General features: G+C 75.3%; 25 protein-coding genes and 1 riboswitch. Of the genes, 10 read left to right on the top strand and 15 right to left on the bottom strand.

Going from position 1 to position 26440, the window contains the following annotated elements; all coding sequences use genetic code 11:
* Positions 1-84: 84 nt before the first annotated feature.
* The 3 genes from CAE01nite_RS01565 to CAE01nite_RS01555 all read right to left on the bottom strand — a co-directional run bounded on the left by CAE01nite_RS01565 (position 85) and on the right by CAE01nite_RS01555 (position 2846).
* Positions 85-747, bottom strand: coding sequence for a methionine ABC transporter permease (locus tag CAE01nite_RS01565; RefSeq protein ID WP_146898913.1), 663 nt, complete (start codon positions 745-747; stop codon positions 85-87).
* A complete protein-coding gene (locus CAE01nite_RS01560; protein ID WP_146898910.1) occupies positions 744-1838 on the bottom strand; it encodes a methionine ABC transporter ATP-binding protein in 1095 nt (364 codons plus the stop codon). The genes CAE01nite_RS01565 and CAE01nite_RS01560 overlap by 4 nt, the downstream gene beginning before the upstream one ends.
* Before the next feature lie 102 nt (positions 1839-1940).
* Entirely contained in the window at positions 1941-2846 is a 906-nt protein-coding gene (locus tag CAE01nite_RS01555) for a MetQ/NlpA family ABC transporter substrate-binding protein (protein ID WP_146898907.1), read from the bottom strand.
* A gap of 224 nt (positions 2847-3070) precedes the next feature.
* Positions 3071-3169: riboswitch (SAM riboswitch) on the bottom strand.
* A gap of 157 nt (positions 3170-3326) precedes the next feature.
* Between CAE01nite_RS01555 and CAE01nite_RS01550 the strand changes: the two genes are divergently transcribed.
* A complete protein-coding gene (locus tag CAE01nite_RS01550; protein ID WP_146898904.1) occupies positions 3327-4550 on the top strand; it encodes an FAD-dependent oxidoreductase in 1224 nt (407 codons plus the stop codon).
* Between the two features lie 101 nt (positions 4551-4651).
* Positions 4652-5881 (top strand): BaiN/RdsA family NAD(P)/FAD-dependent oxidoreductase, encoded by a 1230-nt coding sequence (locus CAE01nite_RS01545; RefSeq protein ID WP_146898901.1) that lies wholly within the window; start codon positions 4652-4654, stop codon positions 5879-5881.
* A gap of 97 nt (positions 5882-5978) precedes the next feature.
* Here CAE01nite_RS01545 and CAE01nite_RS01540 read toward each other — a convergent pair whose 3' ends face one another.
* Together CAE01nite_RS01540 and CAE01nite_RS01535 are read right to left on the bottom strand one after the other, a co-directional pair.
* Positions 5979-6416 carry a universal stress protein gene (locus CAE01nite_RS01540; RefSeq protein WP_186816367.1) on the bottom strand — a complete coding sequence of 146 codons (438 nt, stop codon included), beginning with the start codon at positions 6414-6416 and terminating at the stop codon, positions 5979-5981.
* A 1-nt stretch (position 6417) separates the two neighbouring features.
* Complete coding sequence (locus tag CAE01nite_RS01535; RefSeq protein WP_146898895.1) at positions 6418-8187, bottom strand: MFS transporter; 1770 nt, start codon at positions 8185-8187, stop codon at positions 6418-6420.
* A 468-nt stretch (positions 8188-8655) separates the two neighbouring features.
* On the opposite strand from CAE01nite_RS01535, the gene lgt reads away from it, so the two are divergent.
* The gene (gene lgt / locus CAE01nite_RS01530) at positions 8656-9675 is read left to right on the top strand and encodes a prolipoprotein diacylglyceryl transferase (protein ID WP_222595788.1); all 1020 of its coding nucleotides are present in this window, start codon (positions 8656-8658) and stop codon (positions 9673-9675) included.
* Between the two features lie 24 nt (positions 9676-9699).
* Here lgt and CAE01nite_RS01525 read toward each other — a convergent pair whose 3' ends face one another.
* Entirely contained in the window at positions 9700-10458 is a 759-nt protein-coding gene (locus CAE01nite_RS01525) for a GAF and ANTAR domain-containing protein (protein ID WP_146898893.1), read from the bottom strand.
* Positions 10459-10810: 352 nt separating this feature from the next.
* Between CAE01nite_RS01525 and CAE01nite_RS01520 the strand changes: the two genes are divergently transcribed.
* The 3 genes from CAE01nite_RS01520 to CAE01nite_RS01510 all read left to right on the top strand — a co-directional run bounded on the left by CAE01nite_RS01520 (position 10811) and on the right by CAE01nite_RS01510 (position 12812).
* Positions 10811-11197 carry an ATP-binding protein gene (locus CAE01nite_RS01520; protein WP_186816366.1) on the top strand — a complete coding sequence of 129 codons (387 nt, stop codon included), beginning with the start codon at positions 10811-10813 and terminating at the stop codon, positions 11195-11197.
* A gap of 123 nt (positions 11198-11320) precedes the next feature.
* A complete protein-coding gene (locus tag CAE01nite_RS01515; RefSeq protein ID WP_146898887.1) occupies positions 11321-12058 on the top strand; it encodes a GAF and ANTAR domain-containing protein in 738 nt (245 codons plus the stop codon).
* A complete protein-coding gene (locus CAE01nite_RS01510) occupies positions 12048-12812 on the top strand; it encodes a GAF domain-containing protein (protein WP_146898884.1) in 765 nt (254 codons plus the stop codon). The genes CAE01nite_RS01515 and CAE01nite_RS01510 overlap by 11 nt, the downstream gene beginning before the upstream one ends.
* A 138-nt stretch (positions 12813-12950) precedes the next feature.
* Here CAE01nite_RS01510 and CAE01nite_RS01505 read toward each other — a convergent pair whose 3' ends face one another.
* Positions 12951-13991 (bottom strand): NAD(P)-dependent alcohol dehydrogenase, encoded by a 1041-nt coding sequence (locus CAE01nite_RS01505; protein WP_146898882.1) that lies wholly within the window; start codon positions 13989-13991, stop codon positions 12951-12953.
* Positions 13992-14163: 172 nt separating this feature from the next.
* On the opposite strand from CAE01nite_RS01505, the gene CAE01nite_RS01500 reads away from it, so the two are divergent.
* Positions 14164-15063: a helix-turn-helix domain-containing protein gene (locus CAE01nite_RS01500; RefSeq protein ID WP_222595787.1), complete on the top strand. Its 900-nt coding sequence runs from the start codon at positions 14164-14166 to the stop codon at positions 15061-15063.
* A 9-nt stretch (positions 15064-15072) separates the two neighbouring features.
* Here CAE01nite_RS01500 and CAE01nite_RS01495 read toward each other — a convergent pair whose 3' ends face one another.
* Positions 15073-15417 (bottom strand): STAS domain-containing protein, encoded by a 345-nt coding sequence (locus tag CAE01nite_RS01495; RefSeq protein WP_146898877.1) that lies wholly within the window; start codon positions 15415-15417, stop codon positions 15073-15075.
* Between the two features lie 368 nt (positions 15418-15785).
* On the opposite strand from CAE01nite_RS01495, the gene CAE01nite_RS01490 reads away from it, so the two are divergent.
* The 3 genes from CAE01nite_RS01490 (at position 15786) to moaA (ending at position 18372) form a co-directional block, all read left to right on the top strand.
* The gene (locus tag CAE01nite_RS01490; protein ID WP_146898874.1) at positions 15786-16556 is read left to right on the top strand and encodes a CHRD domain-containing protein; all 771 of its coding nucleotides are present in this window, start codon (positions 15786-15788) and stop codon (positions 16554-16556) included.
* Complete coding sequence (locus tag CAE01nite_RS01485; RefSeq protein WP_222595786.1) at positions 16556-17284, top strand: class F sortase; 729 nt, start codon at positions 16556-16558, stop codon at positions 17282-17284. Before CAE01nite_RS01490 ends, CAE01nite_RS01485 begins: the two co-directional genes overlap by 1 nt.
* 80 nt (positions 17285-17364) lie before the next feature.
* Entirely contained in the window at positions 17365-18372 is a 1008-nt protein-coding gene (gene moaA, locus CAE01nite_RS01480) for a GTP 3',8-cyclase MoaA (protein WP_246130935.1), read from the top strand.
* Positions 18373-18446: 74 nt separating this feature from the next.
* On the opposite strand, the gene CAE01nite_RS01475 is transcribed toward moaA, so the two are convergent.
* The 7 genes from CAE01nite_RS01475 to CAE01nite_RS01445 form a co-directional block, all read right to left on the bottom strand.
* A complete protein-coding gene (locus CAE01nite_RS01475; protein ID WP_186816364.1) occupies positions 18447-18719 on the bottom strand; it encodes a DUF6457 domain-containing protein in 273 nt (90 codons plus the stop codon).
* Positions 18697-19413 (bottom strand): molybdenum cofactor guanylyltransferase, encoded by a 717-nt coding sequence (gene mobA / locus CAE01nite_RS01470; protein WP_146898869.1) that lies wholly within the window; start codon positions 19411-19413, stop codon positions 18697-18699. The genes CAE01nite_RS01475 and mobA overlap by 23 nt, the downstream gene beginning before the upstream one ends.
* Positions 19410-20666: a molybdopterin molybdotransferase MoeA gene (locus CAE01nite_RS01465; RefSeq protein WP_146898866.1), complete on the bottom strand. Its 1257-nt coding sequence runs from the start codon at positions 20664-20666 to the stop codon at positions 19410-19412. The genes mobA and CAE01nite_RS01465 overlap by 4 nt, the downstream gene beginning before the upstream one ends.
* A gap of 33 nt (positions 20667-20699) precedes the next feature.
* On the bottom strand, positions 20700-21923 hold the full coding sequence (locus CAE01nite_RS01460; RefSeq protein ID WP_222595785.1) for a ThiF family adenylyltransferase: 1224 nt from the start codon (positions 21921-21923) through the stop codon (positions 20700-20702).
* Positions 21920-23839, bottom strand: a complete 1920-nt coding sequence (locus CAE01nite_RS01455; protein WP_146898862.1) for an amylosucrase — start codon at positions 23837-23839, stop codon at positions 21920-21922. The genes CAE01nite_RS01460 and CAE01nite_RS01455 overlap by 4 nt, the downstream gene beginning before the upstream one ends.
* Positions 23840-24003: 164 nt before the next feature.
* Positions 24004-24894 carry an aminoglycoside phosphotransferase family protein gene (locus tag CAE01nite_RS01450; RefSeq protein WP_146898859.1) on the bottom strand — a complete coding sequence of 297 codons (891 nt, stop codon included), beginning with the start codon at positions 24892-24894 and terminating at the stop codon, positions 24004-24006.
* Positions 24895-25012: 118 nt separating this feature from the next.
* Entirely contained in the window at positions 25013-26365 is a 1353-nt protein-coding gene (locus tag CAE01nite_RS01445; protein ID WP_146898856.1) for an MFS transporter, read from the bottom strand.
* Positions 26366-26440 lie beyond the last annotated feature (75 nt).

The raw sequence follows: 26440 nt of genomic DNA, 5'->3' as shown, positions 1-26440 counted from the left end.
GCAGGAGCCCGACCGCTCTCCTCACTTTAGCGAAGCACTTCTAGCGCGGTGGCGACCCGAGCGACCGTCGCGACCGGCCGTCGGTCAACGCCGCAGCACGCGCCGGGCCAACCCGTTCCCGACCATCTGCGCGCCCTGCACGACGATGACGATGACCGCCACGGTGACCCAGGTGACCACGTGGTTGAACCGCTGGTAGCCGTACTGCAGGGCGAAGTCGCCCAGACCGCCGCCGGCCACGGCACCGGCCATCGCCGACATGTCGACGATCGCCACGAACAGGAAGGTGTAGCCCAGGATCAGCGGCCCGAGCGCCTCGGGGATGATGATCGACCCGACGATCCGGATGCGGCTGGCACCCACCGCGCGGGCGGCCTCGATGACGCCGGGGTCCAGGGCGACGAGGTTCTGCTCGACGATCCGGGACGTGCCGAACACCGTGATGATCGCCATCGGGAAGATGACCGCCTCCGTCCCGAAGCTCGCCCCGGTGACGGAGTGGGTCAGCGGCAGGATCGCGGTGATGAAGATGATGAACGGGATGGGCCGGACGATGTTCACCAGCACGTTCAGCACGGAGAAGACCCCGCGGTTCGCGAGCACGTTGCCCGGCCGCGTGACGTAGAGCAGCGTCCCCAGGGCGAGCCCGCCCAGGCCGCCCGCTGCCAGGGTCGCCGTCACCATCCACAGCGTCTCGCCGAGGGCGGCGAGGAGCAGGGGCCACAGGTCGGTGCCGTTGCTGGTCATCGGACCCCCTCCTGCCGGGCGCCGACGCCGGCGGGACTGGCCACCGGCCGGCGCAGGGGCCGCCCGTCGCCGTCGTACTCCTGGATGTCCGACCGTGCGCTCAGGTCGTCGAGCACGGCGTCGATGCGGTCGGCGTCCCCGGCGAGCTCGAAGGTCAGGGAGCCCAGCGGCCGCGAGTTCACCTCCGTGATGCCCCCGTACACCACGGACGCGTCGACGCCGTGGGTGCGGAACGTCTCGGTCAGCGGCGCCTGCCCCTCGACGTCGCGCACGGTCACCGTCACGATGCGGCCGGGGTGGCGCCGGCGCAGGCGCGCGACGACGTCCGGCGAGGGGCGGTCGTGCAGCGCGGTCCCGATGAAGCGCCGGGTGACGTCGCGCTGCGGCGTGGAGAAGACGTCGTAGACGTCGCCCAGCTCGACGACCTTGCCGCCCTCGAGCACGGCGACCCGGTCGCAGAGGTAGGACACCACCGACATCTCGTGGGTGATGACCACGATTGTCACGCCGAGCTCGGTGTTGATCCGCCGCAGCAGGTCCAGCACGTCGCGGGTCGTCTCGGGATCCAGCGCGCTGGTGGCCTCGTCCGCCAGCAGCAGGGCCGGGGACGTCGCGAGGGCCCGCGCGATGCCGACGCGCTGCTTCTGCCCACCGGAGAGCTGGTCGGGGTACTGGCGGGCCTTGTCGGCGAGACCGACGAAGTCGAGCAGCTCGGCGACGCGCTCCTCGCGGCGCCTGCGCGGCCAGCCGGCGACCCGCAGCGGGTACCCGACGTTGCCGGCGACGGTCCGCGACCGCCACAGGTTGAACTGCTGGAAGATGAAGCCGATGCCCGTGCGCGCCTGGCGCAGCTCGCGCTCGGACGCGCGGGTCAGGGACCTCCCGTCCACGACGACGTCGCCGCTGTCGGGCAGCTCGAGCGCGTTGATGAGCCGGACGAGCGTGCTCTTGCCGGCCCCGGAGTAGCCGATCACCCCGAACACCTCGCCCTTGGCGATGTCCAGGCTGAGCCCGTCCACCGCGCGCACCGGTCCCTGCTTGCCGGGGAACACCTTCGTCACGTCGCGCAGCGACACCATCGTGGTCGTCATGGGGGGCTGTCCTCGTCAGGCGGCGCGGGTGCGCGCGGTGGGTGGGGTCCGGAGGTGGTGCGGCAGGGCCGGAGCGCCCCCGCACCACCACGGGCGAGCTGGTCAGCCGGCGCTCGTGCGGACCAGGTCCTCCAGGTCGGTCAGGTCCTTCTGCAGCTCCTCGGGCTCCACGACCTCGGTCACCGCGGTGCCCTTGTTCTCCTCGAGCAGCTGGTCGAGCACCTCGTCGGAGTGGTAGAGGTCCACGAGCTTGAGGTAGGTGGGGTTGTCGGCGTCCTCGGCCCGCGCGACCCAGATGTTCAGGTACGGGCGCGCCGTGCCGGTGTCCTCGAGGTCGGAATAGATCGCCGTCGACGGGTCGATGTCCGCGTCGGAGGCGAAGTTGTTGTTGATGACCGCCCCGTCGAGGATGTTGACCTGCACCGCGGTCTGGTTGGCGTCCACCGGGACCACGGTGACGCGCGACGCCTCCTCGTCGATCTCGGCCGGCGTGGAGAACGCGTTGCCCCCGCCCTCCAGGGCGATCAGGCCGGCCGACTGCAGCACCAGCAGGGCGCGCGCCTGGTTGACGACGTCGTTCGGGATGGCGATCTCGGCGCCGTCCGGGATGTCCTCCGGCGACTCGTAGCCCTTGGTCGTGTAGAGCCCGAGCTGGTAGATCGCCGTCGACCCGATCGGCGCGAGGTCGTCGTCGGCCGAGACGTTGTAGTTGGCCAGGTACAGCAGGTGCTGGAACTGGTTGAGGTCGAGGTCGCCCTGGCTGAGGATCGGGTTCGGCTGGGTGTAGTCGGTGAAGTTCACCAGCTCCACCTCGATGCCCTCGTCGGCCGCGAGCTTCTCGAAGGTCCGCCAGTACTCCTTGCTCTGGTCGGCGACGCCGATCGTGACCGGCCCCTGCGACTCCGAGCCGCCGGCGGCCGCGCCGTCCGAGCCGTCTCCTCCGCCGCAGGCGGCGAGGCTCGCGGCGAGGGCGACGGTGCTGGCGAGTGCGGTGAGGGTGCGCTTCATGGGTGGTGCCTCTCTGGGGTCGTGCCGTGGCAGGGGGACGGCCCGCGATCCGAGGGATCCGGGCGTGCAGGACGGTGACCGCGTGCGTGCGGTCGTGGCTGGCGGGGCCGTGCTCTCAGCGTCGACAGGACCCGTCGGGGACGCCGGGCGGCAGGGCGGTACGGGCGCGCAGCGCTCCGCACGACCGGCTCGGGGGCAGGTCGCGAGCGGGGGTGGTCATGGCGCCTCCATCGGTCCTGGCGGTAGCACCCATGGCGGGACGGAGGGTCCCCGGGTTGCTGCGGCGTCGTCGAGCCAGATCTCTCGGCCGCTCTGGATGGTTGACGCGATGCTAGGAACGAGGGGCCGAGGGCGTCCAGCCGCCCGCCGATTGGCTCACATGGTGAGATGGCCGTATCACCTCGTGGCTGCCCCGCCACCGACGGCGGGTCGGGCCGCGCCGCGAGCGCGGCAGGATGTCCGGCGGCGGAGGGAGCGGGGATGGTGGTCGGGACGGACGTCGACGTGGTCGTCGTCGGTGGCGGCGTGATGGGGTCCGCGACGGCGTGGCAGCTGGCCGGGCGCGGGCTCGACGTCGTGCTGCTCGAGCGCTTCGGCGCCGGCCACGTGCACGGGGCGTCCCACGGCGCCTCCCGCCTGTTCCGGCACACCTACACCGAGCCGGAGTACCTCGACCTGGTCGAGGAGGCGGGCAGGCTCTGGCGTGACCTCGAGGCCGCCACGGGGACGCAGCTGCTCACGATCACCGGCGGGGTGACCCACGGTCCGGGGCTCGACCCCCACCTCCCCGACGCGCTGTCCGCGCGCGGGGTGCCGTTCACCTGGCTGGAGCCCGACGAGGCGGCCGAGCGGTGGCCGGGTCTGCGCTTCGACGGACCCGTGCTCCACGAGCCCGGCACCGCCGGCCGGGTCCACGCCGACCGGGCGGTCACCGCCCTGCAGGACGAGGCCGCCCGCTCGGGCGCGTCCGTCCGGCACGACCGCCCGGTCCGGCGCCTGGAGCCCCTCGGGTCCGGTGACGCCGTCCGGGTGGTCACGGACGACGGGACGGTGGTCGCCCGCCGCGTCGTCGTCACCGTCGGGGCGTGGACGGCCGGGCTCCTCGCGGGCGTCCCGGGATTTCCCACCGGTGCCGCGGCGTGGCCGCTCGTCGTCACCCAGGAGCAGCCCGCGCACTTCGCTGCGCGCACGGGTGCACCACCGCTGGACGCGTGGCCCGGCTTCGTGCACGCCGTCGCCCCCGGGTCCTGGCCCAGCGGGACCTACGGGATGGCCACTCCCGGGGAGGGGATCAAGGTCGGCTTCCACGGCGTCGGGCCGGTGACCGACCCCGACCGGCGCACCTTCGCCCCCGAGCCGGTCCAGCTCGAGCAGCTGCGGTCGTACGTCGCGCAGTGGGTGCCGGGCGCCGACCCCGACGCCCTCGACCCGATCTCGTGCACCTACACCACCACGCCGGAGAGCGACTTCGTGCTCGACCGGCGCGGTCCGGTCGTGGTGGGCGCGGGCTTCTCCGGGCACGGGTTCAAGTTCGCCACCGCGGTCGGTCGCGTGCTCGCGGACCTGGCGGACCCGCGAGGTCGCGCCGGGACGGCGGGTGCGGCAGGGGTCGCCGCGGCCGACCGGTTCGCGCTCGCCCGACTGCTCGACCGCCCGGCCGGGGCCGCGGTGCCCGGGCCGTCCTCCACACCGGTCGAGCGGTAGTCCGCGGCGGGGCCCCCGGACGACGCGCCGGGGGCCGCTGAGCGCGTGGGATACGTTCGGCCGATGCCCCTTCCCCCCGCCGACGCCGCCCGGGCCGGCCGGTGAGCACGGCGAGCGTGGTCGGCGGCGGACCGGCGGGGCTGATGGCCGCCGAGGTGCTGGCCCGGGCCGGGGTCGCCGTGACGGTGCACGAGCGGATGCCCTCGGTGGGTCGCAAGCTGCTCATGGCCGGTCACGGCGGGCTGAACCTCACCCACACCGAGGACCGGGGTCCCTTCCTCGCCCGGTACGGCGACTCGGCCGACCGGCTGGCGCCGATGCTGGACGTCTTCGGTCCGGACGACCTGCGCGACTGGTGCGCCGGACTGGGTGAGCCGACCTTCGTGGGGTCGAGCGGGCGCGTCTTCCCGCAGGCGTTCCGGGCGACGCCCCTGCTGCGGGCGTGGCTGGCGCGCCTCACCGAGCTGGGTGTCACCGTCCGCACGCGGCAGCGGTGGACCGGTTGGGCCCCGGACGGTGCCGGCCTGCGCTTCCTCGACCGGGAGGGCGTCCTGAGCGACATCACCCCGGACGTGACGGTCTTCGCCCCGGGCGGGGCGTCGTGGCCGCAGCTCGGGTCGGACGGCGGCTGGGTCGGGCCGTTCGGCGAGCGGGACGTCGCGGTGGCCCCGCTGCGGCCGGCCAACGTGGGGGTGCGCGTGGGATGGACCGAGACCTTCGCGGACCGGTTCGAGGGGACACCGCTGAAGCACCTGAGCCTGGCGGTCCGCGGGCACCACGGGCCACCGGTGCGGGGGGACGCGATGGTGACGCGCAGCGGCCTGGAGGGCGGGCCGGTGTACGCGACCGGCGCCGCGATCCGCCAGGCGCTGGACGCGGGCCGGTGCGTCCTGGAGGTGGACCTGCGCCCGGACCTCACCGTCGCGCAGCTGACGGACCGGCTGCGCCGGCGCCGGCCGAAGGACTCCGCCTCGAGCTGGCTGCGGCGCTCGCTGGCGCTGGACCCGGTGGCGATCGCCCTGCTCCGGGAGTCCGGCGGCGGTGCGGTGCCGGACGACCCGGCCACGACGGCGGCGCTGGTTAAGGCCGTCCCGGTGCCGGTGACCGGGACGATGCCGATCGAGGAGGCGATCTCGTCCGCGGGCGGCCTCGCGTGGTCGGAGGTGGACGTGTCGCTGATGCTGCGCCGGCTGCCCGGCACCTTCGTCGCGGGGGAGATGCTTGACTGGGAGGCGCCCACCGGCGGCTACCTGCTGCAGGCCTCGTTCAGCACCGGCGTGGTCGCCGCTCGGGGTGCCCTGGCCTGGCTCGGGCGGGGCCCCGCGCGCTGAGGCACGCGAGGTCGACGCCGTGGTTCCCGGTCCGTCGTCGCGCGCGGGCAGCCGGCCGGTGCCGGGACCGCGGCACCGGCCGGCAGCGCCGAGCCCGCTACTTCACCACCACGACCGGGCAGTGCGCGTGAGCCATGACGTGCTGGCTGACCGATCCGAGCAGCATCCCGGAGAAGCCCTCGAGCCCGCGGGACCCGACGACCAGGAGATCGCACTCCTCGGACCGGTCGATCAGCACCTTGGCCGGGTTCCCCTCGACGATCGCGCTGCGCACGTCGACGGCCGGGTCCCGGGTCCCGAGATCGGCGACCAGGCGGTCGAGCGTGGCCAGGGCGTTCCGCTTGGGCTGGCTCTCGTAGCCCTCGTCGGGGAGTGCGCCGAGGGGCGGCGACATGGGGAGCGTCGGGAGGTGCCAGGCGGTCACCACGGTGAGCGACGCGCCGTGGTGGGCGGCCTCCTCGTGCGCCCAGTGCAGCGCCGCCCGACTGGTGTCGGACCCGTCGACGCCGACGACGATCGAGCTGATCCCGGCCACGTCAGAGCTCCTCGTGAAGGGCGGACGTCTGCACGACCAGCACGTCGCACGCAGCGTTCCGGACGATCTTGGCGGGCACCGACCCGAGCGACTCCCCCTCCTCGGCGCCGAGCCCGCGGTTGCCCACCACCAGCAGGCTGGCGGTGCTGGTCCGCGCGACCTCCAGCAGCGCGTCCGCCGGCTCCCCGGCGACGACGACCTGCTCGATCTCGCGGATCCGGTCGGAGGTCAGCTCGGCCACCGAGCGATGCACGGCCCGGCGCGCTGCCTCCTGCCCGTACAGCAGCTGCCGGCCGCCCACCTGCACGGGCCGGTCCACCGCCCCCTCCGGGGAGTACGCCGTGACCACCACGACCCGCGCCTCGGCGGCGGCGGCGACCTCGTGCGCCCGTGCCACGGCGTAGAGCGCGGAGGGGGAGCCGTCGGAGCCCACGATCACGCGGTCGTACACGGTGATCTCCCGCCGCGCCGCCAGCGGCATGACGCTGGAGTCCTCGTCCTTGGGCGGCGAGTTGACCCACAGCATCGCCACGGCCGCGCACCCCAGCAGCACCCCGGCCAGCAGGATGGCGTTGGTCCCGCGCTCGTCGAGGAGGTTGTCGAAGATCCAGCCGAAGGTCAGCGTCTGGATGAGCATGGGCACGACGATCATCATGTTGAGGATGCCCATGTAGACCCCGGTGCGTTCGCGGGGGACCATGCTCGCGACCATCAGGTACGGGACGCCGACCATGCTGGCCCAGCAGATGCCGAGGCCGATCATGGGGACGAGGGTGAGCGCCTGGGTGTTGATCGTCGAGAGGGCAGCCAGGGAGATCCCGGCGAGCGCCAGGGTCCCGGCGTGCACGCGCTTCCCGCCGAACCGGTGGCACAACGGCAGCAGGAACATGGCGGAGACCATGGTGACGAAGTTGTAGCCGCCGTTCATCAGCCCGGTCCAGCCGGCGGCGTCCTCATATCCGGGGGTCCCCGGTGCGGCGTCGAACACCGACTCGGCGACGCTCACGCTGACGAACTGCCAGTAGATGAACATCGCGTACCACTGGAACATGAACGCCAGCCCGATCTTGTGCATGCCGATCGGCATCACCTTCACCGCACGGGCGACGTCACCCACCGTCGCGGCGATCCCCTTCGACTGGGTCCGGATCTCGGCGAGCTCCTCGTCGCTCGGCGTGACCTCCCGGGTGCGCATCATCGCGATGGTGATCGTCACGAGGCAGCAGACCGCACCCAGCCAGAAGCAGACGAACACCCAGGTGGGGACACCGGCTTCGGACGAGCCGGTGAGCACCTGCTGGAACACGTACAGCGAGACGTTGGCCAGCACCGCGCCCGCACCGGTGAACATGCTCTGGATCAGGAAGCCCTTGGGTATCTGCGCCTTGCGGAGCCGGTCGGAGATCAGCGCCCGATAGGGCTCCATGGCGGTGTTGTTGCCGGCGTCGACGAGCCAGAGGCACAGCACGGCCATCCACAGCGCGGACACCAGGGGGAACAGGAACAGGATGATGACGCAGACCAGGCCCCCACCGAGGACGAAGGGCTTGCGCCTGCCCCACCGGGGGCTCCAGGTCTTGTCGCTCATCGCCCCGATGAACGGCTGGATCAGCAGACCGGTGATCGGGCCGGCGATGTTCAGGATCGGCAGGCTGTGCGCATCCGCCCCGAGGAGCAGGAACAGCGGGTTCACGGCGGTCTGCGTCAGCCCGAAGCTGAACTGGACGCCGAAGAAGCCCAGATTCATCCACGCCATGTTCGACGTGGTCATCAGTGACCGGCGTTCGTCGCCCGAACCCACCTCGGTGACGACCATTGCTGTGGACAAACGACACGCTCCTTCGACGATGAATGCGAGGCGAGTCCTTCTGCGGCGCGCTCGGCGCTGGTGGCCGCTGGGCGGCGTGAGACGACGTCGTTGTCGCCGGTCAAGGGCGAGGACGGCCATTGCCGTCCTCGGTGACAAGGATGTTTCCGCCCGCGGCGGGACGTGTCAACCGGATGGTCACGAGCGATTCCGCCCGGTTTCACCGCGCGCCGACGCACACGTTTCGGCCGGCCCGGGGACCGAGGCGCCGGAAACTGGACCCGCGCGCCCGGTGCTCCGCGACCGGTGCCGGGACCGACCGACCGGCGTGGCAGGATCCGTCGGCACCGGCCGCCGCCCACTTCCCCGCGGTCGAGGAGCCTGTCCCCGTCGCCCCGGTAGGGTCGGGTCGGCCGCCCAGGAGGAACCCGCATGCGAACCGCAATCCCGAGTCCCGACCTGTCCTGGGCGTCGATCGCCGTCGGACCCCTGACCCTCCACACGTACGCCCTCTGCCTGCTCGCGGGCATCGCCGCGGCGACGTGGCTCACCTCGCGACGCCTCACCGAGCGCGGTGGGGCGGAGGGCGCCGTGCTCGACATCGCGATGTGGGCGGTCCCCCTCGGCATCGTGGGAGCCCGGATCTACCACGTGCTCACCCACTGGGGGAGCTACTTCGGCGCCGGGCAGGACCCGCTGCAGGTGCTGTACATCTGGGAGGGCGGGATCGCAGTCCTCGGGTCGCTGATCGGTGGCGCGGTCGGCGCCTGGATCGGGTGCCGACGCACCGGGGTGCGGCTCTGGTCGTTCGCGGACGCGCTGGCCCCGGCGATGCTGCTGGCGCAGGCGATCGGGCGGCTGGGCAACTGGTTCAACCACGAGCTGTACGGGCGGGCCACCACGCTGCCGTGGGGTCTGGAGATCCCGGCGAGCAACCCGTCCTTCCCGGCCGGTCTCCCTGCCGGGACGCTCTTCCACCCGCTCTTCCTCTACGAGCTGCTGTGGAACCTGCTGGGGGTCGCCGTGATCGTGCTGCTCGAGCGGCGGTTCGCGCTGCGCTGGGGCCGCGCCTTCGGCGTGTACCTGATCTGGTACGGGTCCGCGCGGGTGTGGCTCGAGACCCTGCGCATCGACCCCACGCGGTCCACCCCGCTCGGCCTGCCGGCGAACGTCTGGGGTGCGCTGCTCGCGGTCGCGCTGGGCGTCGCCATCCTCGTCGTGCAGACCCGCCGCCACCCCGAGCCGGAGACGTCCGTGTACTCCCCCGGGCGCTCGCCGGCCGAGCTGGGGGCCACGCCCACGGCAGGGGAGCATGGGTCCGCCGGACATGGGGGGACGGTCGCGGCGGCGGGAGCGGTCGGGGCGGCAGGGCCGCCGGACCGGCCCGGGACCACCGACGTCGACGCGGGCACCGACCACGCCGGCTCGGTGGACCACCGCGACGAGCGCTGAGCAGCCCGGGCGCACGGCCCCGGGTCAGGGCTCGAAGCGTCCTGGCTGCGGCGCCGCCCCGGTGGTCGCGGTGACGATGTCCGCCGCGATCGCCGCGACCTTGCGGTTCCGGGACTGGCTCGCCGAGCGCAGGATCGCGAACGCCTCGGCGGCGGAGCACCGCCGGCGCGCCATGAGGATGCCCAGCGCCTGGTCGATCACGCTGCGCGACCCGATCGCCTGCTGCAGCTGCTCCACCAGCGCGTGCTGCTCGGCGTCGCGCAGCGCGATCGCGATCGCCACCTCCGCCTCGGCACCGAACCTGTGCAGCCGCGTGCTGAGGTCGTCGTCGTCGAAGGCGGCCGCCTCCCTCGCGTACGCGTTGAGGGCCCCGACCGTCGTGCCGCCGACGTGGAGAGGGACGGACAGGCTGCTGCGCACGCCGCGGCCGAGGGCGTGGGCGGGGTAGTCGTCCCACCGGTCCTCGTGCACCGTGTCCCGCACCGCCACGGTCCGGCCGGTCAGGATGGAGTCCAGGCACGGCCCGGTCGCCAGGCCGTACTGCACCTCGTCCACCGCCATGACCAGGTCGTTGCTCGCGGCCACGGTCAGGTCGTGCCCGTCGCGCCGGAGGGTGACGCCGGCGCCGGCGATGGACCGGCTCAGGCCGGCCGCCGCCACCGACACCTGGTGCAGGTGCTCCTCGACGGTCCGGGTGCTCAGCACGAGCTCGAGGAGCGTGGCGGCGGACCTTGCCTCGGGTCGGTCGGGGCCGCCGGTGCCCTGGTCGATGGTCGACGGCATCCGCCCCCCGTTCCGGTGACCGGCCCGGACCGCCTGACGGCCGAGCCGTGCGCTGATCCCTGTCGAGGCACCGCCGTGAGGAGCGGCGCCGTGGTGTCGCGCGAGAAGTCCGCGGGGACGTCCAGGCTAGGTCGCACGCGCGCGGCCGGCGCGCGCTGGGCGCTGAACCAGCGCCCGCGAGGTGTCCCCCGCGCCGTGCCGGCCCGCGAGGTCGTCCCCGAGCGGCGGCACCTGGGCCGCCACGGCCGAGGGGTCCCGTCCTGCGGCCGTTCCCGCCTTCACCTAGGGTCGAGGAGCGCGTCCAGGGGTGGGACGCCGTCATGGATCTCCAGGCAGCCGGGAGGCGGGTGACGTGCCGCACCTCAGCCTGCACGTCCCGGCCCGACGGGGAGCCCTGCCCGCGGCGCGGTCGTGGGTGCGGACCCTCGCCCGTGACGAGGGGCTGCCCGTCGTGGTGACCCAGGTGGTGGAGCTGCTGCCCAGCGAGCTGGTCGCGAACGCCGTCGTGCACGGCGCCGGACCCACCGTCACCCTCCGGGCGGGTCGGGACGGCGACCACGTCGTGATGCGCGTCACGGACCTCGGCGACTCGATGCCGGTGGTGCGCAGCAGCGGCCCGGAGGTCCCCGGCGGTCACGGCATGCGCCTGGTGGACCGGCTGGCGGAGAGCTGGGGCGTGGACGCCGGGGCGGACGGCGGCAAGACCGTGTGGTTCCGCGTGGAGACCCGGGCGGGCTGACCTGCGTCCGGACCTGACCGCGCCGGTCCCGGACCCGAGAGCCGGTCAGGCGCCCGTCGGGCACGCCGGCGCGAACGTCCTTACAGTCGAGGCGGCTCCTGACGTACGGATGAGAGGTCCGCCATGGCCGACGACGCCCGTCCGGACCTCGAGGCACTGCTGATCGAGTCCCGGACCGTCCGCGACCACCTCGACGAGTTCGCCGTGCGCGCGGCCGAGCACCTGCCGCCGGGGACCCAGTGCAGCATCGCGCTGCGGCACCGAGGTCGCGACCGGCTGGCGGCGAGCAGCGGGCCGGACCCCGCCTCGTGCGACGAGGCCGAGTTCCGATCGGGCGAGGGGCCGTGCCTCACGTCCATGGACCACCTCAAGGTCGTCGTCGTCCCCGACGTCGGCGTGGGCAGCGAGTGGCCCGCGTGGCGGTCGCAGACCACGGCGGTCGGCTTCCGCTCGTCCGCCGCCGTCCCCGCCCACGTGGCGGACGGGGCCGAGATCGCGCTGAACCTGTACTCCGACCGGCTCGACCCGTGGGACGCGGACGCCCTCACGCGTGCCGACGCCTACGCCCAGCGGATCGCCCGCACCGTCCAGCTGTGCCTGCAGGTGGCGGAGCTGACCGACCAGGTGCGCGACCTCGAGCAGGCGGTGGCCGCCCGGGACGTCATCAACCGGGCGGTCGGCGTCGTCATGGCGACCAACGCGTGCACCGCGGACGAGGCTCTCGCGATCCTGCGCAGCGCCTCGACGAACCGCAACATCGACATGGCGGAGGTGGCCTCGGCCCTCGTGCGCGGCCTCACCGGCCACGACCCCCGCTCCCAGGAGCCTCCCGAGGACGACGGGCGTCCGCATGACGACTGAGCACCTCCGGGTCGGCGCGGCCGCCCGGGACCCCCGCGAGGAGACGCCGACCATGGAACCGATCCCGGAGACGCGCGAGGCGCTCAGGAGCCTCAGCGTCACCAGCCCGTCGGACGTCGAGGCGTCCATGCGCCGGCTCGCCGAGCTGGTCCTCGAGCTCGTCCCGACCGCGGTGGGGCTGAGCCTGTCGGTGCGCGAGGCGGGCCTCACGTTCACCATGGTGTCCACCGACGAGCGGGTGGCGGCCCTGGACGGCGTCCAGTACCTCGGCGGCGGTCCGTGCGTCGACGCCGCCCGGACCGGGGACGAGGTCGCGATGGACGACTCGCTGAGCGAGCAGCGCTGGCACGAGTACGCCCTGGCCGCCTGCGCCACGGGTGTGCGCAGCAGCCTGTCCATCCCCGTCCTGCGCGGCGAGGAGGCGGTCGGAGCGCTCAACCTCTACGCGGCGGACCCGCACGGGTTCGACGGCCGCGCCGACGCGCTGCGCGCGCTGGTCAGGGCGTCGACCGGCCTGGCCGCCGCCAACGCCGACCTGTCCTTCAGCTCCCGGGCCGAGGCGCAGACGGCCCCGGGGACGCTCCGTGAGCGCGGCGTGGTCGACACCGCGGTGGGGTTCCTCGCGGCCTCCCGCAGCGTGAGCATCCGCGAGGCGCGGCAGCTGCTGGACGACGCCGCCGTGCGGGCGAAGGTCGACGTCCCGACGCTGGCGGCGACCGTGCTGCGGACCCCGGGCCCGCTCGACGCCCTCTGAGCGCCGGGCACCGCCGCGGGGCCGGCCGAGCCGGCGGTCACGACCGCCGGTCGTCACGGCAGGTGCGCAGGCCGTGCGGCCCGGCGGCACGTGGCCGTCGGGGCCGCACGGCACCCGCGCGCGGTCGAGCGGGTGGGCTCAGGCGAAGGTGGCGGCGTCGATGACGAACCGGTACCGCACGTCCGACGCCAGGACCCGCTCGTAGGCCTCGTTGATCCGGTCGGCGGGGATGAGCTCGATCTCCGCGCCGAGCCCGTGCTCGGCGCAGAAGTCGAGCATCTCCTGCGTCTCGGCGATCCCGCCGATCATCGAGCCCGCGTAGGAGCGTCGCCCGCCGATCAGCGAGAACACGTCCAGGCTCATCTTCTCCGGCGGGGCGCCGACGTTGACCAGCGTCCCGTCCACGGCCAGCAGGCCGAGGTAGGCGTCGACGTCGATCGCGGCGCTGACCGTGTTGACGATGAGGTCGAACCGGCCCGCGAGCGCCTCGAACGTCGCGGGGTCGCTGGTCGCGAAGTACTCGTCCGCGCCCAGGCGCAGTCCGTCCTCCTGCTTCTTCAGCGACTGCGACAGCACCGTGACCTCCGCACCCATCGCGTGGGCAATCTTGACCCCCATGTGGCCCAGCCCGCCCAGCCCGACGACGGCGACCTTCCGGCCCGGGCCGGCGCCCCAGCGCCGCAGCGGGGAGTAGGTGGTGATGCCGGCGCAGAGCAGCGGCGCGGCGGCGGCCAGGTCCAGGCCGTCCGGGACGGCGAGGACGAAGTCGGCGTCGACCACGACGTGGGTGGAGTAGCCACCCTGGGTGACGGTGCCGTCGCGGTCGGTGGCCCCGTAGGTGCCGACCATGCCGCGCAGGCAGTACTGCTCGTCCCCGCGCAGGCAGTTGACGCACTCGCGGCACGAGTCGACCATGCAGCCGACGCCGACGCGGTCCCCGACCCCGTGGCGGGTGACCTCCGGGCCGACCTCGGTGACGACGCCGACGATCTCGTGGCCGGGAGCGAGCGGGTAGGGCTGCGGGCCCCAGTCGCCGCGGACGGTGTGGATGTCGGAGTGGCAGATCCCGGCGTACCGGACCTCGATGAGGACGTCGTTCGGGCCGACGGCGCGGCGCTCGATGGTGGTGGGCTGCAGCGGCTCGGACGCCGCCGGTGCTGCATAGGCGTGGACGCGCATGGTGCTCCTGATCACGAGAGGGGTGGAGGCCGGTGGGCTGGGGTGCCCGGCCGCGGCCTGCGTCCATGAGACGCGCCCCGGGACGCAGGCGGGAGGTCGGGCTCATCGGGGGGACAGCCGGTACCTCCCTCGGCGCGTCCCGCACCGGCCGCGGCGACGTAGCGTGGACGACGTGGACAACCGCTCCGACATCCGCGACTTCCTCGCGACCCGCCGTGCCCGCCTCACCCCGGAGCAGGTGGGGCTGGCGGCCGGGGGGACGCGTCGGCGGGTGCCGGGGCTGCGCCGGGAGGAGGTCGCCGTCCTGGCCGGGGTGAGCACCGAGTGGTACGCGAGGCTCGAGAAGGGTCACATCAGCGGCGTGTCCGACGACGTCCTCCAGGCGGTCTGCGTCGCGCTGCGGCTCAGCGACGACGAGCGGACCTACCTGCTCGACCTGGCGCGGGCGGCCCGTCCCGGCGACCGCGCGCCGCGGCGCCGCCGGGCCGTCGACGTCCCGCCGCCCGTGCAGTGGATGCTCGACGCGATGACGATGTCCGCCGCGTTCGTGAGCAACGGCCGCCTGGACGTCGTCGCCAGCAACCCGCTGGCCCGGGCGCTGTACGCCGGCGCCTTCGCCGGGGCGGGCGCGGGCCCCCGCGGTCAGGTCAACCTCGCCCGTTTCGCCTTCCTCGACCCGGCCGCCCACAGCTTCTACGAGGACTGGGACACCGCGGCCGACACGACCGCGGCCCTGCTGCGGGCCGAGGCCGGGCGCGACCCGGACGACCGCGCGCTCCGCGAGCTCGTCGGGGACCTGTCCACGCTAAGCCCCGAGTTCCGCACCCGGTGGGCCGCCCACGACGTGCGGATCCGTCACGGCGGCGTCAAGCGGTTCCGGCACCTCGACGTGGGTCCGCTGGAGCTGACCTACCAGTCGCTGGCGCTGCCGGTGGGCGCGCACGAGCACGCCCTGGCCGTGTACACCGCGGAGCCGGGCACGACGTCGGAGGACCGGCTGCGGCTCCTGGCGAGCCTGGCCGCGACCGCGAGCCCGACCGCTGCGGTGCCCCCGGCGTCGACGCCAGGCTAACGCCGCCCGTCACCCGCCGCTCAGCGCCGCCCGGGCCTCGTGGACGGTCTTGTGGACGGGCAGGACGTCCGCGAGCGCCGTCAGCCGCAGCAGGTTCATCACCGGGTCCTCGTGCGACACCAGCTCGATGCGCCCGCCGCGCTCGTGCACCTGCCGCACCGCGCGGACCAGCACGCCCAGGCCGGTGGAGTCCATGAACGTGACGCCGGAGACGTCGACGATGAGGTCCTGCTGGTGGGAGCCCATGTGCACGGCCAGCTCCTGACGCAGCGGGGCGGCGGTGGCGACGTCGACCTCGCCGGTCACCCGCATGACGACCGGGCCGAGGTCGTCGTGCTCGACGGACACATCCATGACGGTCTCCTGACCCGCCCGGCGGACGCCGGGCCTGCGACGTGGGGCTGCCCTCGCGGTCGTGCGGGGGCGTGCGCGTGCTCGGGGCGGCGATCACACCGCGACTTCCTGGCCGGCGAGCTCGCCGGCCAGCGCTGACAGCACGGACGGGGCGTCACTGCCCCTGTGCCGTCCGGTCCAGCATGCCGGACGCGAGCCTCCGCCGCCGCCGCAGCGGCCGCACCGGGGCGCCACCGCGGCGGCTGCGACGGCCCGGCGCCGGTCACTCGTCCGGGTGAGGACCCGTCCACCGGCGCCTCCGCTGCGAACCACCCCCGACCGCAGCACGACACCGAGCGCGCGACCCGTCGCGCGGACTGGAGACCTCCATGCGCACCACCACCCGCCGCCTCGCCCTCGCCGGCGTCGGCGCCGCCCTGCTGCTCCCGGCCGGGATCGGCTCGGCGCTCGCGGCCGACGGCGACACGAACGCCAACCTCGCCCCCGTCGCGCTCAACGGCGTGCCCGCCAGCGGCACCGCGATGGCGTCCGTGCGCGGCACGACGCTGACGGTCACCATGGCCGCGAACGGCCTGCTCGCCGACGCCCCCCACGCCGCGCACATCCACTTCGGCGCCGAGGCGCGCAACGAGTGCCCGGCCGCCTCCGACGACGCCAGCGGCGACGGCACCCTGAACACCTCCGAGGGTGTCCCGGCGTACGGTGGCATCGTCGTGTCGCTGACCAAGACCGGCGACACCAGCCCGGCCAGCGGCCTCGCCGTCGACCGGTACGACACCGCCCCGGGCGGCGCGATCGCCTACCAGCGCGGGAGCATCGAGGTCGCCCCCGAGGTCGCCCAGGCGATCGTCGACGGCAAGTCCGTCGTCGTGATCCACGGTGTCGACCACGACGGCAACGGGACCTACAGCGGCTCGACCCCGTCCGACCTCGACCCGTCGCTGCCCACCGAGGCGACGGACCCCGCCCTGTGCGGTGTCCTCGCCGCCGCGCCGTCGGGCAGCGTCGCTGCCGGTGCCGGAGGCACCGCGGTCGGCGCCGGTGCGCAGGACGGCCTCATGCTCCTCGGTGGCGGCCTGCTCGCCGCCGGCGTCGGCGCGGCCGGCCTGGTCGCCCGTCGGGCCCGCGCCTCGGCCTGATGTCCGACCGTCCCCAGCACGACGGCCGCCGCCGGCTCACCCCGGTGGCGGCCGTCGTGGCGGCCGCCGCGACGGCACTCACCGGGGCCGCGGTCCTCGCCGTCGGCCTGCGCGGTCCGGACGACGGGCCACCCGCGGCGCCGGAGCGGACCGCCGTCGTGGCGGCACCCGACCCGTCCGCTGCCCCGCCGAGCCCGGCGGCGCCCGCGGCACCCGACCCCGGCCCCGCACCGCCGGTGGCGGCGGGTGCTCCGGCTGCCGACCTCGGGCCCGTCCTGCCGGCCTCCGACCCGGTGGCGCTCAGCATCCCCAGCATCGGCGTCGCGAGCGACGTCCTCGAGCCGCTCGCCCTCGACGCGGCCGGGGTGCTGCCGGCCCCGACCGACTACGCCCTGCCGGGCTGGTACACCGGCGGACCACGGCCCGGCCAGTTCGGCCCCGCCGTCGTCGCCGGTCACGTCGACGGGCCGGACGGTCCGGCGGTCTTCTACCGGCTCGGGGAGCTCGCGGTCGGTGCGAACGTGGAGGTCACCCGGGCCGACGGCACCGTGGCGACGTTCGTGGTCGACGCCGTCGAGCGCTACGCCAAGGCGGAGTTCCCCACGTCGCGCGTGTACGGCAACACCACCGACCGCGCCGAGCTGCGCCTGATCACCTGCGGCGGCGCGTTCGACCGGACGACCGGCCACTACGTCGACAACATCGTGGCGTACGCCCACCTGGTCTGAGCGGGCCGCCGCCCCGGGCCGGCGGGGACGCGGAGGTCGGCCCGGCAGGCGTCACGGGGCGCTGGCGTAGCGTGAGCCGGGTGAACCACGTCCCGGCCGCGCTGGTCGACCGCTTCGGCCGGGTGCACCGCGACCTGCGCATCTCGCTGACGGACCGCTGCTCGCTGCGCTGCACGTACTGCATGCCCGCCGACGGCGTGCCGTGGCTGGCGGCGTCGACGATGCTCTCCACCGACGAGCTCGTCCGGGTCGCGGCCGTCGCGGTGGGCCTGGGCGTCACGGAGATCCGGCTGACCGGGGGCGAGCCCCTGCTGCGGGCCGACGTCGTCGACGTCGTGCGGCGGATGGCGGCGCTCACCGGCCCCGCGGGCTCCCCGGAGGTCTCGCTCACCACGAACGCGCTGCGCCTGCCACGGCTCGCCGCCCCGCTCCGCGACGCCGGCCTCGCGCGGGTGAACATCAGCATCGACACCCTCGACCGCGAGCGCTTCCGGACGCTCACGCGCCGCGACCGCCTCGACGACACCCTGGCCGGGATCGCCGCCGCCAAGGCCGCCGGGTTCTCCCCGGTCAAGCTCAACGCGGTCGCGATGCGGGACGTGAACGACGACGAGGTCGTGGACCTGGTGCGGTTCGCCGTGGACGGCGGCTACGAGATGCGCTTCATCGAGCAGATGCCGCTCGACGCCGGCCACACCTGGGAGCGCACCCGGATGGTGACCCAGGCGGAGATCCTCGACGCGCTGTCGGCGGCGTTCACCCTGACCGAGGTGCCCGGCCGCGGGTCGGCGCCGGCGGAGCTGTGGTTCGTCGACGGCGGCCCGGCGACGGTCGGGGTGATCGCGTCCGTCACGGCGCCGTTCTGCGGGGCGTGCGACCGGGTCCGGCTCACCGCCGACGGGCAGCTGCGCTCGTGCCTGTTCGCCCGGTCGGAGACCGACCTGCGCACCCTGGTGCGGTCCGGCGCCGACGACGACGCCGTGGCCCAGGCGTTCCGTGACTGCCTGGCCGGCAAGCGGGCCGGGCACGACATCGACGACCCGACGTTCCTGCAGCCGCTGCGCCCGATGAGCGCGATCGGCGGCTGACGGCCTGCGCTGCCGCCGGCGTCCCGGCGGCGACCCCGCCGGCCGGATGCCGGGGTGGCCCCGGGCCGTCCGGCTCAGGCGTCGGGGTGCGCCGCCGCCCAGGCGGCCGTCGCCTCGGCGACCCGCGCCGCGGCGGCGTCCAGCGCCGCCCGGTCCCGCCCGCCGGAGCCGACGGCGACGCCCATGAGGAAGGTGGTCAGCGGGACCGCGGGCCGGGTCACGACGTGCGCGACGTCCCGGGTCAGGTCCAGCACGAGGTCGCGGTCCAGCACGCCGGGGTCGACCCCGAGCGCGGCCGCCACGAGGACGACCCATCGGTCCAGGTCAGCGGGGGTCGTGGCGGTCATGGCGGCTCCTCCTGCCGAGCACGGACTCCAGGCGCGCGACATCGTCCCACGTGTCCGCGTCCGCGCTCAGGCCGTCGTCGTCCGGCACGGGCGCCATCCGCAGCCGCGCGTGCAGGGCACGGACCGCCACCCCACGCACGCCCGTGCCGTCGTGCCCGGCGGCCCGCCCGCCCGCCTGCCCGAGGGAGGCGAGGGCCACCCGCAGCGCGGCGGGCCGGTGGACCGCGACGAGCTGGGCGTGGCCGTCGCGCACGAGGTGCGCACCGTCGACGCCGGGGTCCGCGAGCGCGGCGAGCAGGGCCGGGACGGCGCCGGCCGCGGCGGGGATGTCGCAGGCGAGGACGAGGACCGGGAGGTCGGGGCCCCGTTGGGTGTCGGGGTCGGTGCCGGCCGCGGTGCCGGCGCGGGCGCGGAGCCGGTCCAGCGCCGCGAGCCCGGCGTCGATCCCGGCGACCGGGCCGCCGAACGGCGGGTCCTCGAGCACCGCGACCACCCCGGGTCGAGCGAGCCGTGGCGGGCCGACCACCACGACGTGCCGCGCGCCGGCGGTGGCGTCCAGCGCCCGGTCGAGCAGCGAGCGGCCGGCCACCCGGACCTCCGGCTTGCTGACGCCGCCCAGCCGGCTGCCCCGACCGCCGGCGAGGACGATCGCGTCGAACGTCCGCGCGTCGGACGCTCCGGGGTCGGACGTCATCCGCGGCCCAGCCGCAGCACCGGCAGGACGTCCGCGGGCCGGACCTCCTCCACGTCCGCGGCGACCACCGCCAGGCCGTGCGCCCGCGCCAGCCCCGCGACCAGGTGCGAGCCCGAGCCGCCCGGCACGGCGCGCCGCGCGACCAGCCCCGCCCCGCCCGCGGCGCCGTGCACGCCGCGGGTGAGCGTGACGGGCATGTACTGCTCCCGCGCGGGGGGCGTGCGCCAGCCGTCCGCCACGACGGCCGTCTCGCGCTCCGCGTCGGGGTCGGGGTCGGCGAGGCCGCGCAGGCGCCGCAGCAGCGGCACCACGAAGACGTGGAAGGACACGAGCGCGCTGACCGGGTTCCCGGGGACCGCCACGACGGGTGTCCCACCGGGCAGCCGCCCCAGCCCCTGCGGCTTGCCCGGCTGCATCGCCACGGACACGAACTCCATGCCGGCGTGGTCGGCGAGCAGCTCCTTGACGACGTCGAACGCGCCCATGCTGACGCCGCCGGAGGTGAGCACCAGGTCGGGGCGGTCGTCCGGGGCCGCCCCGTCCCAGTCGGTGAGCACGCGGCGCAGGACGTCCACGTCGTCGGGCACGGCGCCCACCCGCAGCGCACGGCCCCCGGCGGCCCGGACCGCGGCGGCCAGCCCGAACGAGTTCGAGTCCGGGATCTGGCCGCGGCGCAACGGCTGCCCGGGCGGGACGAGCTCGCTGCCCGTCGACAGGACCGCGACCCGCGGCGCCCGGTGCACGAGCAGGTCGCCCGCGCCGACGGAGGCGGCGGCGGCGATCTGCGGCGCGCCGAGCAGGGTGCCGGCGGGGAGCACCAGGTCACCCGCGCCGACGTCCTCCCCGGCCCGGCGGACGTGTGCGCCCCGGCGCGGCGGGACGTCGATGCGGACGGTGTCCGTGCCGCCGTCGGTGGCCTCGACCGGCACGATGCTGTCGGCACCGGGCGGCAGCGGCGCACCGGTCATGATCCGCGCGGCCGTCCCCGGGACGACGTCGGGCTCGGCGTCGCTGCCGGCGGGCAGGTCGGCCAGGACGCGCAGGACCACCGGTCCGTCCGGGGCGCCGGCGACGTCCTCGGCGCGGACCGCGTACCCGTCCATCGCGGAGTTGTCCCAGCGCGGCAGGGCGGCGTCGGCCCGGACGTCCCCGGCCAGGACGCGTCCCTCGGCGGCGTCCAGCGGGACGCGCTCGGACGGCAGCGGCGCGACCAGCGCGAGGGCGGCGCGGCGGTGCTCGACGACGGTGCGCACGGTGGTCCTCCGGGTCCGGGTCGGGTGGGTCGGTCAGTACGTGGGCAGGGTCGGGTCGACGTCGGCGACCCAGGCGAGCACCCCGCCGCCCACGTGCCGCACGTCCGAGTACCCCGCGTCGAGCAGGGCGCGCCCGGCCTGCGCGGAGCGCACCCCGCTGTGGCAGTGCAGGACGACCGGGACGTCGCGCGGCAGGTCCGCGGTGCCGGCCAGGACGTCACCGAGGGGGATGCTCACCGCCCCGGGGATCGCGACCAGGGCCCGCTCGCCGGGCTCGCGCACGTCCACGAGCACGAACCGGTCACCGCCGCGGTCGCGGGCGGCGAGCCGCTCGGCCAGCCTCCGGGCGGTGACGGTCGGGACGTCCTCGGCCGGGGGTGGGGCGCCGTCGGGCGTGTGCGGCCCGGGACCCGGCACGCTCCCGTGCGAGCCTCCCCGCGACGCCGGCGGCGCGGGACCGTCCGCCGGCGCACCGGACAGCGGGACCTCCGACCAGCGGCCCGCGAGCGCGTCGAGGACGAGCACACGACCGAGCAGCGGCTCCCCGGCGCCGGTGAGGAGCTTGACGGCCTCGGTCGCCATGACGGACCCGACCTGCCCGCACAGTGCGCCGAGGACGCCACCCTCGGCGCACGACGGGACGCTGCCCGGCGGCGGTGCCTCGGGGAACAGGTCCCGCAGCTGGACGGCCGGGACGCCGTCGGGGGGCCGGCCCCAGAACACCGAGACCTGGGCGTCGAACCGGAGGACGGAGCCCCACACCTCCGGCAGGCCGAGGCGGACGCACGCGTCGTTCACCGCGTACCGCGTGGGGAAGTTGTCGGTCCCGTCCACGACCAGGTCGTACCCGGCGAGGATCTCCTCGGCGTTCGTGGCCGTGAGCCGCACGGGGTGGGCGACGACCCGGACGCCGCCGTCGATCGCGTGCACCGCGTCCCGGGCGCTGTCGACCTTGGGGCGGCCGACGTCGGCGGTGCCGTGCAGCACCTGGCGCTGGAGGTTGCTCAGCTCGACCTCGTCCGGGTCGACGATGCCGAGCGTGCCGACCCCCGCTGCGGCGAGGTACTGCAGCACCGGCGCACCCAGCCCCCCGGCGCCGACGACGCAGACCCGGGCGTTGGTCAGCCGGCGCTGCCCGACCTCGCCCACCCCGGGCAGCAGCAGGTGCCGCGACCAGCGGGTGACCGCCGCCGCGTCGAGCGGCGGACCCGGCTCGACCAGCGGGGGGACGCGCACGCCGCCCCGGGCGGGGCTCATCCGGGCTCCGGCGTGACCCGCAGCCAGACGACGCCGTGCGGCGGGAGCGTCAGCCCGTCCCCGATCCGCACCTCGCCCCCGGTGAGCAGGTCCTCGGCGACCGGCGGCAGCCCGGACAGCGTCCGGGCGTCCACGGTCTGCCCGTCGTCGGCCACGTTGGCGACCACGAGCACCACGGTGCGGCGCCCGTCGTGCCTCCCGGGTCGCTGGTAGGCCACCAGGTGCGGGTTGTGCGTGTCGAACGTGACCAGGGTGTTCCCGGCGAGCTCGGGGGTGGCCCGCCGGACGTCGACCAGCCGCCGCAGCCGGGCGTGCACCCGGCCCGCGTCGGTGGACGGGTCCAGCCGCTGGGCGTAGTCGCGGGCGGGGTAGCGCGGGCGGTGCACCCACCGGCTGTCGCCCGCGTGCCCGGGCTCGTCGGCGTAGGCGAGGTCGTTGAGCTGGCCGACCTCGTCGCCCAGGTACAGCAGCGGCACGCCTCCGGTGGACAGCACGATCGCGTGCGCGAGCACGATCCGGTCGACGGCGCCGGGGTCCCCCGCCTCCAGCCCCGCCAGCGACGCCGTCGTGCCGGCGATGCGGCAGTCCCCGGTGCGCGGGTTGTCGGCGAACGGCACCCCGCGGGCGAAGGACCCGGGGAACCGGTTGACGAAGAACTGGTTGAGGAACCGCCGGTGCGCGTACCCGTCGATGCCGAGCTCGGCGGCGTCCTCGTCGGCGAACGTCCAGCCGATGTCGTCGTGGCTGCGCACGTAGTTCACCCAGGCGGTGCCCGGCGGCAGCGCGTGACGGCGCTCGAGGGCCTGTTGGAGCAGCCGGGCGTCGCGGGTCGCGAGGCTGTTCCAGATCAGCGCCATCTGCAGCGGGTTGTAGGACAGCTGGCACTCCCCCGGAGACACGTACCGGATCACCTCGTCCGGGTGGACGATCGCCTCGGACTTGAAGAGCACCGCCGGGGCGGCGATCCGGCACACCGCGTTGAACGCCTGCAGCAGCACGTGCGCCTCGGGCTGGGACTCGCACGAGGTGCCCAGCCGCTTCCAGATGAACGCGACCGCGTCCATCCGCAGGATGTCCACGCCCCGGTTCGCGAGGAACAGCATCTCGCCGGCCATGGCCCGGAACACCGCAGGGTTGGCGTAGTTGAGGTCCCACTGGAACGAGTGGAACGTCGCCCACACCCACCGCACGCCCTGGCCGTCAGGCGTGGGGACCGGGACGAAGGAGCCCGGGTGGTCGTCGGGGAAGATCTCCCGCACCGTCCGCTCGTACGCGTCCGGCATGGTCCGGTCGGGGAAGAACCAGTAGAAGTCCTCGTGGTCGCGCTCCCCCGCCGCGGCACGCCGTGCCCACTCGTGCTCGTCGGACGTGTGGTTGAAGATGAAGTCGACGACCAGCGCGATGCCGTTCGCCCGCAGCTCGGCTGCCAGGTCCGTCAGCTGCGCCATGGTCCCCAGCGCGGGCGCGACGTCCCGGTAGCTGGAGACGGCGTAGCCGCCGTCGGAGTTCTCCTCCGGTGCCGCGAACAGCGGCATGAGGTGCAGGTAGGTCAGGCCGAGCTCGGTGAAGTACGGGATCCGGGCGCGCACCCCCTCCAGGTCCCCGGCGTAGCGGTCGACGTAGAGCACCCCGCCGAGCATCCGGTTGGACGTGAACCAGGTGGGGTCCGCCTCGCGGGCCGCGTCGAGCGCCCGGAGGTCGGCGGGACGCTCCTGCCAGCTCGTGGCCAGCTGCCCGGCGAGCAGGGCGAGCTCGGCGACGCTGCGCTCACCGGTGCCGTAGACCTGCTCGAACAGCCGCTCCAGCCGTGGCCACTCCCGGTCCAGCCGGGTCAGCAGCGTCGACCAGTCCGCGTCCGTGGTCCCGGGCAGGCGTGCGGCGGCGACCGCCACTCCGGCGGGGAAGGCGCCGCTCATGTCGCTCCTCGTGGTCGCGCTCCTCGTGGTCGTGCGGCCGGCTCGCCCGCGACCGAGCGGTCGCCCGTCGCGCGCCCCAGCCTCGTCCAGGTCCCCGCCGCGCGCATCCGTGGGGCCGGACGGCGTCGCGCGGGCCGACGCCGTCGCACCAGCGCCGGACGGCGTCATGCCCGGGCCCGGGCGACGTCGGCCAGCACGCGCTCCACGGTGCGGACCGCGAGCGCCGCGAAGGCCGGGTTGGTGTCGCGGTAGTACGGGACGATCAGCGCCGCCTGGTGCAGCGCGATGCCACGCGCCCGCTCCCACGTGCCGTCGTCCGCCTCCAGCGCCTGCCGGAGGACCTGCCGCCCGCGGAGCCCGAGCACCGCCCACGCCGCGAGCAGGTCGGTGGCCGGGTCCCCGCCGCCGACCCCGCCGAAGTCGATGACCGCGACCAGTCGTCCGTCACGGACCAGCAGGTTGGGTCGGAGCAGGTCACCGTGGATCCACACCGGGGCACCGGTCCACGGGGGGGCGTCCAGCGCGCGGTCCCACGCCGCGATCGCCGCGCGGGCGTCGAGGAGGTCCGGGACGGACGCGATCGCCGCGCGGGTCTGCGCGTCCAGCTCGCGCAACGGGCGCCTGCCGGCGACCGGGGCGCCGGTCGGGTCGATGCGCCGCAGCGCCGTGACGAACCCGGCCAGGGCCCGCGCCGCGGCCGCCTCGTCCGCGACGACGTCGTCGGCGTAGGTCTCGCCGTCGATCCACCGCAGCACCGCCCAGGGCAGCGGGAAGGTGTCGTCCGGGGTGCCCCACGCCACCGGCTCGGGGATCGCGAGCGGCAGGTGGGGGCCCAGCAGCGGCAGCCAGCGCCACTCCCGGTCCAGGCTCTCCGCCCAGTCCGGGACGCGCGGCACCCGGACGCACAGGTCGTCCCCGAGCCGGAACACGGCGTTGACGGTCCCCAGGGACCGGACCGGCCGCACGGGCAGCGACGCCAGGGCGGGCTGCTGGGCGGCCAGCAGCCGGCGGACGGTGTCCACGGTGACGACGATCTCCGCCGCTCGCGTCGTCATCGTGGGGGGCGCCCGCGGGTGGTCATGGCGTCGTTCTAGCAGAGCGCGGGCGCGCGATGCCGCGGCGGCGAGGCGCGGATCCGGCCCCTGCGCGCTCACGCGGCTCCCGTGCGTGGGGCTAGGCGGTCTCCAGGGCGCCGGGCCGGTCCGCCCGGCCGTCGCCGGCGAGGCCGCGGCGGTCGGTCCGCATCGCGCCGGCGAGCAGGACGAGCGCCGGCAGCAGCAGGAGGGCCGCCGCGACGTTGACCCCGCGGAAGCCACCGGCGGCCAGGACCGGCCCGGCCAGGGCCGCGGCGGCCGCGCCGGCGTAGCTCATCCCGGCGTCCGTCACGCCCTGCAGGGGCAGCCGGATGTCGCCAGGTGCGGTCGCCAGGATCGCGGACGACGCGATGACACCGGCCGACCAGCCCAGACCGAGGACCACGAGGGCCGTCGCGGTCACCGTGCCGCTGCCCGGGGACGCCGCCGCGACGAACCCCAGCGTCACCGCCACGGCCAGCACGCCCAGCCCGCCGGCGGCGAGCCGCAGCGGTCCCCAGCGGTCCGCGAGCCAGCCGAGCACCGGGCTCAGCGCGTACATGCCGAGCACGTGCAGGCTGATGACCACGCCGACGAGCTCGAGCGACATCCCGCCGTGCTGCATGTGCAGCGGCGTCATCACCATGACCATGACCATCACCGCGTGCGAGATCGCCAGCAGCCCGACGCCCAGGCGCATCACCGGGTCCGCGGCGGCCCGGCGCAGGGCGGTGAGCGCGCCGACGCGGGGCGGCGGCGTGCCGGGCGGCACGGGCGAGGGCGCCACGGTCGGCGGGTCCCCCACCGGGGACGCCGTGAGCGGGGTCGTCCCCGCCGGCAGGTCACCCGCAGGGTCGGACGCGACCGGCAGCGGGCGGAACAGCAGCGCCACCGCCACGGACGCGCCGGCGAAGGCCACGACGGAGAACAGGTACGGGCCGGCGAGGGCGGGCACCCCGACGCCCTCGCCCACGCGTGCACCGACCGCGGTGAGGTTCGGGCCGGCGACCGAGCCGATCGTCGTCGCCCACAGCACGACCGACATGACGCGTGCCCGGCCGGCCGGGGCGATGCCGTCCGCGGCGGCGTACCGCGCCTGGAGGTTGACGGCCTGGGCGACGCCGAACAGACCGAGCCCGACGAACAGCAGGACCAGCTGGGACAGCACCGCCGACGTGACCACGACGACCGCGCCCAGCACCGCGACCGCGTAGCCACCGGCGAGCGACCACCGGCGTCCGCGGCGGGCGGCGAGCGCGGCCAGCGGGACCGCCGCGACGGCGGCACCCAGGACGCCGGCCGCCTGCCCGAGCCCGGCGACGGAGGTGCCGCCCAGCCGCTCGGCGAGCAGACCACCGACCGCGATGCCGGACGCCACCCCCACCCCGCCCAGCACGTTGCTGGCGACGAGGACACCGGTGCTGCGCGCGTCGATCCGCGGGTGCCGGCCCATAGGGCCGAGGGTAGCGCCGGCCCCCGACGGCCTCCGCGGACGTCGCTGCGTCCGCGTCCGGTCCGCCCGCGGTCC

This window comes from Cellulomonas aerilata (assembly GCF_007991755.1).
GTDB classification, from domain to species: domain Bacteria; phylum Actinomycetota; class Actinomycetes; order Actinomycetales; family Cellulomonadaceae; genus Pengzhenrongella; species Pengzhenrongella aerilata.
The sequence above is the reverse complement of the archived record's forward strand: the minus strand, read 5'-3'. Positions and strand labels throughout refer to the sequence as shown.